Below are 13,533 nucleotides of genomic sequence, written 5' to 3'. Positions count from 1 at the left end.
TCCGAATACGGATACACCCGCACCGAGGTCGGCAGGTACCGCGCGGCGAAGCCGAGCCGCATCTCGTCGGTCTTGCCGCTGTGCGGATGCGAGGCGTGCATCAGGGTCGACCAGAACATGACGAACTGGCCCTGCCGCATGACCTGCGAGACGGCCTTGGACTCGTCCGGCGACCAGTTCGGGTCCTTCTGCAGCTGCCGGTAGTCGTAACCGAAGAAGCCGCGGCGCACCCCGCCCTTGACCTGCTGGTTGATGGAACCTGCGTCGTAGGTCATGGTCTTAGACTCGTCGTAGTTCATCGTGCGGTGCGAGCCCGGGATGAACTGCAGGCAGCCGTTCTCCACCGTCGCCGGGGTGAACGCCGCCCACACGGTGATCGTCCCGCCGAACTCGGCGTCCTCGGGCCAGACGATCTGCGGGTGCTTCGATCCGGCCACGTTCGAGAAGTTGTCCGCCTGGTGCCAGTCGGTGCCCTCGTCGCCGGGGTACTTCGGGAAGAACTCGGTGCGCCAGCACAGCGTGTCCGGCCCGAGCACCGAGGCGACCCGGTCGACGATCTGCGGGCTGGTGATGTGCCGGGCCAGGAACTCGATGTCCAGGTGGCGGTCGTAGTTCGCCAGGTTCGTCACGCCGGACATCGCGCCGTCGCTGTTGTATATCGCCTTCTTCGTGTTGAGCAGTTTCGGCCGCAGGGCCCGCAGGTTCCGCTCCATCTCCTCCTCCGAATACAGGTCGAAGGGGCCGATGAAGCCGTCCCGGTGGAACCGCTCGAGTTCCTCGGGGCTCAGTGAGAAGTCGGTGCGCTGCTCGTCCATGCCCGTCTCCCTCGTGTGCTTGTCGCATTAGGCAGGCTGCCGAGGCAGTCTATCGGGACTGATCCGTATATGGAACAGCTATCTGGATTCTGATACGTTGCCCGCTCAGCGGCCGGTTTGCGGCGTTGCCGCGGCCTGTTCGGCCTGCTCGGTGTCGTGCGGTGCGTCGGCGGGGCGCTGACGGGGAAGCGTGCTGGCCGCCGTGGGCGGAACCCGACGGTGGCGCAGCGCCAGGAAGGCGAAACCGGCCAGCAGGCCCCAGAACGGGCTGCTGATTCCAGCCACGGTCACATTCGAGACGGTCACCAGGAAGGTGACCGTCGCGCACTCGCGCAGCCGCTCGTCCGCGAGCGCCGCGGTCAGCGCGGAGACCAGTGCGCCGAGCAGGGCCAGCCCGGCGACCGTCTCGATCAGCAGCGGGGACGCCGCCGCGCCGAGCGCGGCGGCCAGGCCGGAGCACAGGCCGAGGACCAGATAACCGCATCCGCTCGCCACCCCCGCGATCCAGCGGCGCCGCGGGTCCGGGTGCGCGTCCGGCCCGGCGGCCATCGCCGCGGTGATGGAGGACAGGTTGAGCGCGATTCCGCCGCTCGGCGCCACCACCAGTCCGGCCGCGCCGGTCACGGTCAGGATCCGCCGCACCGGCGGCCGATATCCGTAGGTCGCGAGCACGGCGATACCGGGGATGTTCTGCGACGCCATGGTGATCACGTACAGCGGCAGCGCCAGGCCGACGAGCGCGCCGACGGTCGGCCTCGGCAGGTCGAACGTGAGCGGCGGGAGCAGTCCCGGCGCCCGGAACCCGCCGCTCGGGCCGACGACGGCAACGACCACCGCCGCCGCGGCGAGGGCGGCCTGCACCGCCCAGCACGGAAGCAGCCGGGAGAAGACGGCCCAGATCGCCACGACGGGCGCCGCCTGCCACGGGATGTGCGCCATCGCGTTCACCGGTGCGGCGCACAGCGGCAACAGCACCCCGGCCAGCAGCGCCGCGGCGATCTGGGGCGGGACCGCGCTGACCCACCGGCTCAACTGCGGGACGGCGCCCGTGATCACGATCAGCGCCCCGGCCACCACGAAGGCGCCCAGCGCCGCGGCATACCCGCCGGGTACCCGTCCCGTCGAGGCGAGCAGCGCCGCGCCCGGCGTGGACCAGGCGATGATGACCGGCATGCGAGTGCGCACGCTGAACCAGAGCGTCAGCGCGCCCATGCCGAGCGAAAGCACCAGCAGCCCGGACGCCGCATGCGCCGTGTCGGCGCCGACCGCCCGCAGACCGGTGAGGACTACCGCGAAGGAGCCGACATAGCCGACCAGCGCGGTGACCACCCCGGCGAGGACCGGTTGACTCCAATCGCGCGCCGTGTGTTGCGTCGTGCCACTCATGTGACGTCCACCCACCCCGAACTGTTCTGTATACGGAACAAGCCAGGGTGGCACGATAGCAACCGTGAACGCGAACTCGGCGCCGGAGGCGGCGCGTATCGGCCGGCGTATCACCGCGTTGCGCCGCGAGCGCGGCTGGAGCCTCAACGAGCTGGCCGGCCGCGCCGGAGTCGGCAAGGCGACGCTGTCGGGGGTCGAGGCGGGCACCCGCAATCCGACCCTTGAGACGCTCTACGCGATCGCCGGGCAGCTCGGGTTGCCGCTCGCCGCGGTGCTGGCCGATCCGCGCGACGGCGTCGAGGCGGTGAGCACGGTGCACGGCACGGCGGTGACCGCGGAACTGCTGGCGGTCTTCAACGAGCCGACCGCAGTGTTCGAGTACTACCGGGTGCTGATCAAGCCGAGTCTGCGCCAGACCTCGCCCGCCCACGTCGCCGGCACCACGGAACATCTCACGGTGTACCGAGGCATCGGCTACGTCGGCACCAGCCACACGCCGCTCAAAGTCATGGCCGGCAGCTATGCGACATGGAACGCTGACGAGCCCCACATCTTCGAAGCCGACGAAGATATTCACGGCGCGCTGCTCATCCGCTATCCCTCCGCCGCCTGAGCGCGGGACGGCCCGCCGCGGGCCGCCGCGGCGCGCGGATCGGTGAGCCGCAACGCCAGCAGGAAAGCCAGGACCGGGAAGAGGGCGACGATCTCCAGCGTGCGCACTAGGCCGGCGTGGTCGGCCAGCACTCCGAGCAACGGAGCGGTCAAGCCGCCGACCGAGTTAGCCAGCCCCAGCGTCATGCCGCTCGCCGTGCCGATGTGCCGGGGCAGGTAATCCTGGCCCAGGGTGACCTGGACGGTGAACGGCACGAACACGGCCACGCCGAGCACGGCGGTGAGCACGAACCGCACCGCCACGGAGGGAACGAGGACCAGCGCGAGGAAGACCGGAATGCAAACCGCGTATCCCAACCTGATCGCGGGAAGCCGTCCCCGGCGGTCCGCGAGTGAGCCGCCTAGCACGGTGCCGATCGCTCCGGCCACGGAGAACACGGTGAGCGCCCACGATCCGACCGCGGTGGACTTGTGCCCCACCCTGATGAACAGCAGGGCCAGGAACGAGATCAGCGAGAAGTACAGCACCGACCTGGTCACCACGACCGCCGTCAGGGCACTGAACGCGCGCCAGTCGTCGCCCCGGTCCGCGGCCGCCGCGCTCCCGCCGCGGCGTCCCGCCCTGCCCGTACCGGCCACGGCCCACGGCCGGGCGCTCCACGTCGCGGCGGCCATGAGCACGGCCGGCACGGCGAGCAGCGGCGTGCCGCGCAGCCCGGTCGCCAGCAGCACCGGAGTCATGAGCAGCGGCGCCAGGGACACCCCGATGTTGCCGCCGACCGTGAACCAGCTCATCGCGCGGGTCGATGACCGGGCCGCGGCGCGCGCCACCCGGGCGGCCTCGGGATGGTAGGCCGCGACGCCGATGCCGGAGACCCCGATGGCCAGCCAGGTCAGCACGTAGTTGCCGCCGAGCCCGCAGAGGCCCACGCCGGCCCCGGCCACGAGCATGCCCCCCGGGATCAGCCAGCCGAGGCTGTGCCGGTCGGTGAGCAGGCCGAAGCCGGGCTGCACGATGCTGGCGAGGAAGGTGGCGGCCAGGGTGATGCCGGTCAGGGCGGCGTAGGTGTAGTGCCGTTCGACGGCGAAGAAGGAGATGAGCACCGGGATGGCGCCCTGGTAGAGGTCGTTGACGGCATGGGTGGTGGTCAGCAGCACCATGCGTGGGCGCCGCGACTCCTCTCGCGCACCGCTTAACGCGGCTTGGCCGACGGCAGCAGTCTGTTCTGCGGACACGGGACCTTACCCCTTACCCGGCTGAGATCGATGAGTCGCGAAGGGCTCGGTTGCCTTCGGTATGCGCGCACGCCCTGGCGCCCGGGCACCGGAGCATGAGTAGACGATTGCGCGGAAGCCCGGTGCCGGGCGGTCGGCGTCCGCTACACTAGCACTCCTCAGACAACCTGCGAAGGATACGAGTCATGACGCTCGCGCCGGTGAAACGCAGTCCGCTGGTCGACCAGGTGATGCAGCGACTGCTGGCCGAGGTGGCCTCAGGCGCCTGGCCGGTGGGCCAGCGGCTGCCCTCGGAGACGAACCTCGCGGGCATGCTCGGGGTCGGCCGCTCGACGATCCGGGAGGCCATCAGGGCCCTGGTCGGCGCGGGCATCGTGGAGACCCGGCAGGGCCTCGGCGTGTTCGTGGCGTCGACGCGGCCGGTGGAGAACCTGGAGCAGCGGCTGCGCCGAGCCGACGTGCTGGAGGCGTACGAGGTGCGCGGCAGCCTCGAGGTCACCGCCGCGCGCCTGGCGGCGGAGCGCCGGACGCCGGAGGACCTCGAGCGCCTCGAAGCCGCCCTGGAGCGCCGCATGCAGGCCCGCGGCGCGAGCGCCCAAGAACTCGTCGACGCGGATCTCGACTTCCATCAGGCCGTTGTCGCCGCGGCGTGGAACTCCGTGCTCGGCGACGTCTACGGCGCGCTGCTGCCGGTGCTGCGGACCCGGCTCAAGGACCTGGCCGAGGACGCCGCCGCGAACGCGGACGACCGGATGCGGCGAGCCGACGACGCACATCGGGTGCTGCTGGACGCGATCCGTAACGGTGACCCGCACGCGGCCGCGGACGCGGCGCTGGACCACCTCGAAGGCGCGCGGCGGGGCGTGCGCGCGGCGATGGAGGAGCGCGGCTCCGAGCAGAAGCCCTGAGGACGGGCCCGGCACCGCGCCGGGCGGACCATCTCAGTCATCAGCGCTCTTGCTTTCAAGAAGATTCGCCCCGATTGAATCAGCCCGCTGCTTTGAAAGGCCCAGCTGGCGGCGTACAGCGCGCGACCTTCCGGCCACGGTGCGCCATAAGCCGAGCTGACAGAGCATATGAACGGTATTGACCGCTTAATCACCCCTCTGGTTGTATGACAACCGGCCGGGTCTGAGGACCGAACCAACCGGCCCTCTCCCGCCACCTGCCCATTCTGGAGGGAGTATCGAGATGCTCGATCGCATCGCCCGCTACGCCACCGATCCCAACTACGCCGTCACGCGCACGGCCGCTGCTGTGCGCACCACGGACTCGACCGGCCTCGCCGTGGCCAACCAGGCTGTCGCGAACCACGCGGTAGCCAACCACGCCGTCGCCAATCACGCCGTGGCGAACCACGCAGTCGCGAACCACGCCGTCGCCAACCACGCCGTGGCGAACCACGGCCGCTGAGCGCGACCGAGAGATATATCAGAGCACTACGGGGCGGCGGGGCCGGCGTACTCGCGTGCGCCGCCGCCCCGAGCGCCCCAGCGCCCTGACCGAAAGCAGAGCCATGCGCGTCGTCCTGATCAACATGCCGCTGACCTCGCTGCGCTTCCCTTCGTTCGCCCTGAGCCAGCTGGCCTCGGTGGTCCGCGAGGAACTCGGCGAGCGCTGCGAGGTCGAGGTCGTCTACGCCAACCACCTCTTCGCCCGCGAGCTCGGCGTCGACCGCTACGAACGGCTCGCCGACCCGCGCTACCACTCCACCGGCGTCGGCGAATGGGTCTTTCGCGGCGGCGCCTTCCCCGAGCTTCCGGACAACTCGGCGCCCTACCTCGCCCGCTACTTCGGCGGCGAACAGGACGGCGAACTCGCCGGCACCGTCCGGCGGGCCGCCGAGCTCGCCCCCGACTTCTGCGCCCGACTGGCCGAGCAGCTCGACCTGCGCGACGGCGACGTGCTCGGCCTCACCTCGATGTTCGCCCAGACGGCGGCGAGTATCGCGCTGTGCCGCGCCGTGAAGCGGCGCACGCCCGGCGTGATCACGATCATGGGCGGAGCGAACTGCGAGACGGTGATGGGCGCGGCCCTCGCACGGGCCGAGGAGCAGCTCGACTTCGTGTTCTCCGGACCCGCGCTGGTCTCGCTGCCGACCTTCCTCAAGCGGCTGCTCGACGACGGATCGACCGAGCGCTGCCACACCGTCCCCGGCGTGCTGAGCCGGCGCAACCACGACAATCCGGTGGCCAGGGCCCTGACCGGGCAGGAACGGCCGCTGGCGGATGTGATCGTGCCCGACTTCACGGCCTTCCGCGCGGCCTTCGACGCGACCTTCCCGGACGGCGACGCCCGCCCGGTGCTGTTCTTCGAGACCTCGCGCGGCTGCTGGTGGGGCGAGCGAGCCCACTGCACCTTCTGCGGGCTCAACGGCTCGGACATGGGCTTTCGCGAGATGCCCGCGCAGGCCGCGGTGCGCCAGTTCGAGCAGCTCTTCGAGTTCCACCCCTGGTGCACCTCGTTCCACTGCGTCGACAACATCATGCCGACCAGCTATCTGGACACCGTGCTGCCCGCGCTGGACCCGCCGCCGGGCACCGAGATCTTCTTCGAGATCAAGGTCGGCAAGCTCGGCCACGACGACCTCAAGACGATGGCCAACGCCGGGGTGACGCTGCTGCAGCCGGGCATAGAGGCGCTGTACACCCCGACGCTGAAGCTCATGCGCAAAGGCACCTCGAGCTTCCAGAACCTCGCCTTCCTCGCCGAGTGCAAGCAAGTGGGCATCCAGCCATTGTGGAGCCTGCTGATCGGCTTCCCACGGGAAGAAGAGGCCGTATACGACAAGTACCAAGCGGACCTGCCGCTGCTCGGCCACCTACCCCCGCCGATCGGGGTCTTCACCATCAGGTTCGACCGCTACAGCCCGTACTTCACCGGCGCCGCGGACTACGGGCTGGAACTCAAGCCGTTCGACTTCTACCGGATGACCTTCCCGTATCCGGAGCAGACGATCGAGGACCTCGCCTACTACTTCGACGACGTGAGCGGGCAGGCGTATCAGGAGGCTTCGCTGCGCCGTCAGCCGGAACTCCAGGCGCTCGCCGCCGCGTGGCGCGATGGGTGGTCGGACGGGACGGCTCCGACGCTGCGCCTGGAGTTCGACGGCGAGCAGTGGTCGATCCTCGACACCCGGGGCACACAGCCGCGGCGCACCATCATCGGCGTCGAAGAGGTCGAACTCCTGCACGCGATGGCGAAGCCGGTGCGGCTGGACCGGCTGCACATCGAGGGTGAACCGATCGACGAGGCGGCGCTCGACCGGTTGCGCGCGCTCGGCACGGTGTTCGAGGAGAACGGCAGGATCATGACGCTGGTCGAAAACGTCCTCGCGCCGCTACGCGCGCAGGACTCCCCTGTTGCGATACGCGAATCAGTAGGCGCCGATGCGTAGGGTCGGCGCCGGCCTGTTCCGGCTCGCGGCAGGAGACGGCGAGCAGCCGGTCCGCGCGGTGTGCTTTCCGCACGCGGGCGGCTCGGCGAGCGCGTTCCACGCCTGGCCCGCGCTGCTGAAAGCAGCCGCCGACGTGCTGGCGCTGACCTTGCCCGGGCGCGGTATTCGGATCAGGGACGAACTGATCGCCGACCTGCCCGCGATCGCGCGGGCCGTGGCCGACGACCTCCAGGGCGGTAACCTGCTCGACCGTCCGTACGTCCTGTTCGGCCACAGCATGGGCGGTCTCGTCGCCTATGCGACCGCGTCGGAACTCGCCCGCCGAGGCCTGCCGCCCGCCACCGTCGTGGGCATCTCCGCGACCCCGGCGCCCTGGAGCGCGCAGTGCGCCGCGCCGGCCCGGCAGAGCGATGACGAGCTGCTCGACCGGTTGCGGTCCTTCCAGGCCACCCCGGAAAGCACGCTCACCGGCAACGCCGCGCTCAGAGCCCTGCTGCCGGCGATCCGCGCTGACTTCGAAGCCTGCGACGGATACCAGCCGGCGCCGCGACCGCTCGAATCCCCGGTGCTCTGCTGGGCGGGCACGCGCGATCCGGTGGCGCCCGTGGAAACCGTGCGGGCGTGGAGCGAGGTAGCGACCACGGGCTTCGAGCTCGAACTGCTTGACGCAAGCCACTTCTACCTGGACGAGCACGGTTCGCGGATCATTCGCGGACTGCTGGCCGGCCTTATCACCGCACCCGCCGCGACCCGGGAGTTCGCATGACGGTAGACAGCGCGGAGCTCGAACGGCTCGAGGACCTGTTCGAGAACGCCTCCGTGGGCTTCGCCTTGACCGACCCGGCCGGAAACCTGCTGCGCCGCAATCGCGCGTTCGGCCTGCTGACCGGCAGCGCTCCGCGCGACGCCGGCGGGGGCCCGACCCCGCTGGCGCACTACTTCGCGCGCCCGGATCTGCCGGGCTGGCTGATCGGCATGCTGACGCAGAACCAGCCGGTGACCGACGAACCCGCGGTCCTGAACGGCCTGGACGGACGGCAGCGGCAGGTGATCGTCGACGCCACCGCGCGCACCGGCGCGGACGGCCGGCTCGAAGCCGTCAGATGGGTACTGCGGCCACAACTCGACGGCGCGACACCCTCGCTCGACGACGGGGAGAACGACGCCGTGCGCTGGGCGCGCGCGGTGAGCCCGGCATCGGACCTCCGCGTGGACCTGCCGAGCCTGTCCGAGTCCGAAGCCGAGGCCCGGCTGCGCGAGCTGGAGGACTTCTTCCAGAACGTGCCCGCCGCCATCCACCTCATCGGCCTGCGCGGGATCGTCCTGCGGGCCAACCGCCTCGACCTGGCGGTCGCCGGCCACAGCGCCCATCCGGAGCGCTACCTCGGCCACCACGTCAAGCCTTACTACGCGGACCAGGCCGTGCTGGAGGACCTGTTCGGCTTCTGGGACAAGGGCAATCCCATCGTGAACTTCCGCTCCAGGCTGGTCGGCGCGTCCGGCGCCGATCTCGGCGTGGTGATCTTCTCCAACTCGCGCATCGTCGACGGCCAGTTCCGCAACACCCGCTGCGTGGTGTTCCCCGACCCCGACCAGAGCGCCCCGCCCACCGCCACCCGCAGGTTCCGCTGGCCCGCCGCGCCGCTGTTCGCCGGCGCAGCCGCCGCTCCCGTCCAGAAGGGATGAGGATGACCACCGCCACCTCACGGCCCACCAGTGCGCGCTCCGCGGACTCCTGGGGCATCACGCTGGACTACATCCTGGGCAAGAAGCGCGCCGAGGAGGCGCTCGGCTTCCTGATCGCCTGCGGCGGCGCTCTCGAAGCGGCCGCGAGCCACGTCGAGGCGGTACAGAGCGTGCTGGCGCTCAGCGTCCCGTACCTGGCGGACTGGGCCGGCGCGGACTTCGAGCCTGCGCCCGGCCTGGCGCGGGACCCGGTGCGCCGCAGCCGGACCGTGGACGACTGCGCGCCCGAACAGCTTGAGCCGCTCGCCGCGGCGCTGGCCGAACGAATGCGCAGGGCGTCGCCCGCCGATCAGGCGACGCTGCTGCTGACCGCGGACAGCGGGGAACTGCACGCCGTCGCCGCGGACCGCGGCAGCGGCCAGCCCGCCGCGCCGAGAACGGATCCGCAGCTCGCTGACATGGCGGCCACGGCAGGGGTCGCATCCGCACTCGCGGTTCCGCTGCGCCGCTTCGACCGGCAATGGGGAACCCTGATACTGCTGCGCGCGGCCAAACGCTCGGACGCGCAATTCGAGGCCGGGCCCGTCGAGTTGGCGGTGGAGGTCGCGCGGCGGCTGTCCTGGGTCACCGACGCATTCGCCGCTCGCGCCGCCGGGCCGGCCGCCACTTCGCTCGTCTCGGGGTGAGTCCATGGGCAGTGCGGCCCTCGACGCTCTTGCGCGCCTCGATACAGACGACCTGATCGACTTCGGTTCGGAGCAGTTCCAGACCGATCCGTGGCCGGTCTACCGGGAACTGCGGCGCAGTGACCCAGTGCACTGGATCGCCGCGAACCGCATGTTCTTCGTCCTGAGATACGAGGACGTCGCGCACGCCCTCACCGATGACCGGCTGGCGACGGACTTCCCGGTGCGCGCGAGCCGCCGGATCTTCGGGTCGACGATGCTGGACGCGGACGGCGCCGGGCACCGCGCGCTGCGGCAGGGCTTCGGCACCCTGTTCAGCGCGAAGGCCGTCGGCGGCTACGGCGCGCAGCTCATCGCCGAAGCCGTCGAGGCGACCCTCGCGCCGCTCGCCGACTGCACGAGCGTCGACTTCGCACAGCGCGTGGCCGCGCGGCTGCCTTACGAGGTGACCACCAGGCTGCTCGGCGTCCCACCCGAGGACGGGCCCTGGCTGCGCGACCACGTGCGCGCCGTAGCCCGCGGACTCGACTTCCCCGGCGGCCCGCTCGCTGAGGCACAGGCGGCTGAATCAGCCCTCTGCGATTATCTGCAGGACGCCGCGCGGCGCACTACGCGCACGGCGGGCTCTGCAGTGCCGAGTCTGCTTGACCTGCTCGCACAACGCGCCGGCGCACCGGGGGACCCGCGATTCGGCGGAACTGCGGTGCTCTTCCTGCTGGCCGGCACCGAAACCAGCGAGGCGGCGCTGTGCACGATGATGCTGACGCTGCTCTCGCAACCCGGTCCGGACGAGGTTGTCGACTGGTCGGACCGCGATGCCGTGGCGGCGGGAATCCGGGAGGCGCTGCGCTGGGAGCCGCCCACCCAGAGCATCCTGCGATACGCGACCGACGACCTCACGATCCGCGGCGTGCACATTCCGCGGCGCAGCGCTGTGCTGCTCTCGCTGGCCTCGGCGAACCGCGACGAAGAGGTCTTCGAAGAGCCGGACCGCTGGTGGCCAGGACGTCCCGCGCGCCGCTCGCTGACCTTCGGCGCCGGCCCGCACACCTGTCTCGGCATCCACCTGGCCTATGCCGAGTTCGAGGCTCTCGCCGCCGCGCTGGGGCGACGCTTCACCGACATCGCCCTGGACGGGCCGCCCCCGCCGCTGCGCGGCCACGGCTTCAGGCGGCCGGTGCGGCTCGACCTGCGCTGGCGGCAACGCCGCCGACAAGGAGGACCAAGATCGTGACGAAAAGCACAGTGTCTACCAAGGCAGCAGCGTCTACCGAGGCAGCGCCGCACAACGCCGCGTCACCTGACCCTGCGTCAAACATCACCGCGCCTACCGCCCCTTCCGCCCTGCCGGCCGACGGCCGGATCGAGCAGCTGCGCGAGTGGCTGGAGCAGCGGTACCCGGACGCGGAACTCGACGAGGACAGCGACCTGACGGACGGGGTCGTCGAGGACTCCCTCGCCTTCGTGGAACTGCTCGTCCTCGTCGAAGACCTGCGGGGCACGCCGATACCGGCGGCGGACGTCGACCTGGAGAATTTCCGCACCCTGCGCATCATCGCCGCCCGGTTCTTCGACACGGTGGCCGCAGGAGACGGCCAGTGAGCTCGTCTACGCTCGCAAACGGCGCTCGCCCTGCCCCCGCCTCCTCCCCCGGCCTCGCGGCCGGCGCGCGCGCATGGCAGCCGGGATACCCACGGGAATGGGAGCCGGTGCTCGTCGGGAGGTTCCTGCTGCGCCACGCGCGATCGCGGCCTGATGCCACCGCGATCATCTCGCATGGCGTCAGTTACACCTACGCAGAACTCGAACATAGCGCCGCGAGGTGGCGCGAGCGCCTGGCGGCTCTGGGCCTGCGACACGGCGATGCGATCGCTGCGTTGATGGAGCCGGGATTCGAGTCCGTCAGCCTACTGATCGCGTGCGGCGAGCTTGGCTGCGTCTTCGTCCCCTTCAACGCGGATCTGCCCGAGGCCCGCGTGGTTGGTATCTGCCGCCAGATCGACGCGAAGCTGCTCGTGCTCGGCCCAGGGGCGCAGCTGCACGCCGAGCAGGCAGCGCGCATCACGGACCGGTGGGCGCTGACCCAGGGCTCGGATACGCAGGTCCACGGCAAACCGGTCGCCGATCCCGGCCCGCACCGCAAAGTACTGGAAAGCGATATCGCGTACATCATCTTCACCTCGGGCAGCACCGGGACGCCCAAAGGCGTGGTGATGAGCCATCGCGCCGCCGTCGTCGCCTTCCGCGCCATCGCAGCAGCCTGCGACGTGCGCGGCCGGCTCGGTTCGGTCGCTCCGCTCGGCTTCGACCTGAGCCTGCTCGACACCGCGGCGGCCCTCGGCGTCGGCGCCACGATCGTCTACATCCCGCGTCGGGTCGCGCTGCATCCCCGTCGCCTGTTCGACGAGCTGGCCGCGCAGCGCGTCCGGCAGATGCACAGCGTGCCCACCCTCTGGTCGATGATGCTCAAGCACTGCGGCGACCGGCTCGGCGAGCTCAGAGACCTGCAACGCATCGTCGTCGGCGGAGAGGAGTTGACCGTCGCGACAGTCAACGCGCTGCGCGCACGGCTCCCGGCTCTCGAAGTCGTGAACCTCTACGGGCAGACCGAGTCGATCTGTTGCGCCTTCTACCCGGTGCCCAATCCGGTGCCGGCGGACTGGGCGTCGATCCCGATCGGATCGGCCTATCCGGGTGCTGAGATGCTGCTCTTCGACGAGCGCGGCGTCCGGGTGACGGCCGAGGGAGTGCCCGGCGAGATCTACTTGCGCGCGGCGAGCATGTTCCAGGGTTACTGGCGTGACGAGGAGACGACTGGCCGGGTCCTGGTGCCCGATCCGGAGCGGCCGGACTCCGGCGAGCGGCTGCTACGAACCGGCGATCTGGCCGTCCTCGGCCCCGGCGGGCTCGCGTTCGCCGGCCGCCGCGACCACCAAGTGCAGGTCCACGGCAACCGGGTGGAGCTCGAGGAGATCGAACGCTGTCTCGCCCGCGCGCACGGCGTGCGCGTCGCGGGGGTCACCGACGTTCACGAGGCAGACAGCCATTTGATCGTCGCCTTCGTCGTCGTGGACGATCCTGAGGCCGCGGACTCGGCAAAGCTGCGCGAACACTGCCGCGCGGATCTGCCGCCGTACATGGTGCCCGCGCGGTTCGTCTTCGCCGAGGCGCTTCCCGAGTCCGCGTCCGGGAAGGTCGACCGAAAGGCGCTGGGCGCGCTGTGGTCGACGCACGCTCACGGGCCGACGCGTTCCGCTGAAGATCGCACCGTGCCGGTGACGCGATGAACGACTCAGACACGCGCCAGGTCGCGCTTTACGACACCACCTTGCGTGAGGGCGGCCAGGCTCCCGGCGTGAACTTGGACGCGCAGGCCAAGGTGCGGCTCGCCCGTGCCCTCGTCGCGACGGGCGCGTATGCGATCGAGGCCGGATATCCGATGACGTCGCCGGGTGAATTCGAGGCCGTACACGCGGTGGCCGGCGAGGTCGGCGACTCGGTCATCGTGGCGGCGCTGGCCAGGGCGAACCGGATCGACGTCACGCGCGCCAACGCCGCGCTGGCCGGGGCGGCGCGGCCGCGCATCACCGTGTTCGTGCAGGTCTCCGAGATCCAGGCGCGCGCGGCCGGCCTGACGCTCGACCAGATGGCGCAGCGTGCCCGCGAATCCGTGGCCCGGGCCCGTGACCTGGTCGCCGACGTGCAGCTGTCACTC

Annotated in this window: 13 protein-coding genes and 1 pseudogene; 11 read left to right on the top strand and 3 right to left on the bottom strand. The window is 70.7% G+C overall.

Annotated elements, in window-relative coordinates:
* The coding region (locus tag VFA06_RS06370; protein WP_324839484.1) for a chlorinating enzyme at positions 1-815 on the bottom strand (815 nt) is incomplete at its 3' end.
* A 105-nt stretch (positions 816-920) separates the two neighbouring features.
* The gene (locus VFA06_RS06365) at positions 921-2,201 is read right to left on the bottom strand and encodes a benzoate/H(+) symporter BenE family transporter (protein ID WP_324839483.1); all 1,281 of its coding nucleotides are present in this window, start codon (positions 2,199-2,201) and stop codon (positions 921-923) included.
* Between the two features lie 64 nt (positions 2,202-2,265).
* Between VFA06_RS06365 and VFA06_RS06360 the strand changes: the two genes are divergently transcribed.
* Complete coding sequence (locus VFA06_RS06360) at positions 2,266-2,814, top strand: helix-turn-helix transcriptional regulator (protein WP_324839482.1); 549 nt, start codon at positions 2,266-2,268, stop codon at positions 2,812-2,814.
* Here the strand turns inward: VFA06_RS06360 and VFA06_RS06355 are convergent.
* Positions 2,796-4,049, bottom strand: coding sequence for an MFS transporter (locus VFA06_RS06355; RefSeq protein ID WP_324839480.1), 1,254 nt, complete (start codon positions 4,047-4,049; stop codon positions 2,796-2,798). The genes VFA06_RS06360 and VFA06_RS06355 overlap by 19 nt on opposite strands.
* Positions 4,050-4,234: 185 nt before the next feature.
* On the opposite strand from VFA06_RS06355, the gene VFA06_RS06350 reads away from it, so the two are divergent.
* The 10 genes and pseudogenes from VFA06_RS06350 to VFA06_RS06305 all read left to right on the top strand — a co-directional run.
* Positions 4,235-4,957, top strand: a complete 723-nt coding sequence (locus VFA06_RS06350) for a FadR/GntR family transcriptional regulator (protein WP_324839479.1) — start codon at positions 4,235-4,237, stop codon at positions 4,955-4,957.
* Between the two features lie 283 nt (positions 4,958-5,240).
* Positions 5,241-5,462 carry a hypothetical protein gene (locus tag VFA06_RS06345; RefSeq protein ID WP_324839478.1) on the top strand — a complete coding sequence of 74 codons (222 nt, stop codon included), beginning with the start codon at positions 5,241-5,243 and terminating at the stop codon, positions 5,460-5,462.
* A 103-nt stretch (positions 5,463-5,565) separates the two neighbouring features.
* The gene (locus tag VFA06_RS06340) at positions 5,566-7,446 is read left to right on the top strand and encodes a RiPP maturation radical SAM C-methyltransferase (RefSeq protein WP_324839477.1); all 1,881 of its coding nucleotides are present in this window, start codon (positions 5,566-5,568) and stop codon (positions 7,444-7,446) included.
* Entirely contained in the window at positions 7,439-8,212 is a 774-nt protein-coding gene (locus VFA06_RS06335) for a thioesterase II family protein (protein ID WP_324839476.1), read from the top strand. Before VFA06_RS06340 ends, VFA06_RS06335 begins: the two co-directional genes overlap by 8 nt.
* Positions 8,209-9,132, top strand: coding sequence for a PAS domain-containing protein (locus VFA06_RS06330; RefSeq protein ID WP_324839474.1), 924 nt, complete (start codon positions 8,209-8,211; stop codon positions 9,130-9,132). Before VFA06_RS06335 ends, VFA06_RS06330 begins: the two co-directional genes overlap by 4 nt.
* A 2-nt stretch (positions 9,133-9,134) precedes the next feature.
* Positions 9,135-9,818: a GAF domain-containing protein gene (locus VFA06_RS06325; RefSeq protein ID WP_324839473.1), complete on the top strand. Its 684-nt coding sequence runs from the start codon at positions 9,135-9,137 to the stop codon at positions 9,816-9,818.
* A 4-nt stretch (positions 9,819-9,822) separates the two neighbouring features.
* Positions 9,823-11,052 carry a cytochrome P450 gene (locus VFA06_RS06320; protein ID WP_324839472.1) on the top strand — a complete coding sequence of 410 codons (1,230 nt, stop codon included), beginning with the start codon at positions 9,823-9,825 and terminating at the stop codon, positions 11,050-11,052.
* The gene (locus VFA06_RS06315; RefSeq protein ID WP_324839471.1) at positions 11,049-11,420 is read left to right on the top strand and encodes an acyl carrier protein; all 372 of its coding nucleotides are present in this window, start codon (positions 11,049-11,051) and stop codon (positions 11,418-11,420) included. Before VFA06_RS06320 ends, VFA06_RS06315 begins: the two co-directional genes overlap by 4 nt.
* Positions 11,417-13,105 (top strand): amino acid adenylation domain-containing protein, encoded by a 1,689-nt coding sequence (locus tag VFA06_RS06310; protein WP_324839470.1) that lies wholly within the window; start codon positions 11,417-11,419, stop codon positions 13,103-13,105. Before VFA06_RS06315 ends, VFA06_RS06310 begins: the two co-directional genes overlap by 4 nt.
* Positions 13,102-13,533, top strand: a pseudogene (locus VFA06_RS06305) (2-isopropylmalate synthase); the annotation flags it as partial. The gene VFA06_RS06310 and the pseudogene VFA06_RS06305, both read left to right, overlap by 4 nt.

The sequence above is a fragment of the Actinocrinis sp. genome (genome assembly GCF_035653575.1).
Taxonomy (GTDB): Bacteria; Actinomycetota; Actinomycetes; order Streptomycetales; family Catenulisporaceae; genus Actinocrinis.
The sequence above is the reverse complement of the archived record's forward strand: the minus strand, read 5'-3'. Positions and strand labels throughout refer to the sequence as shown.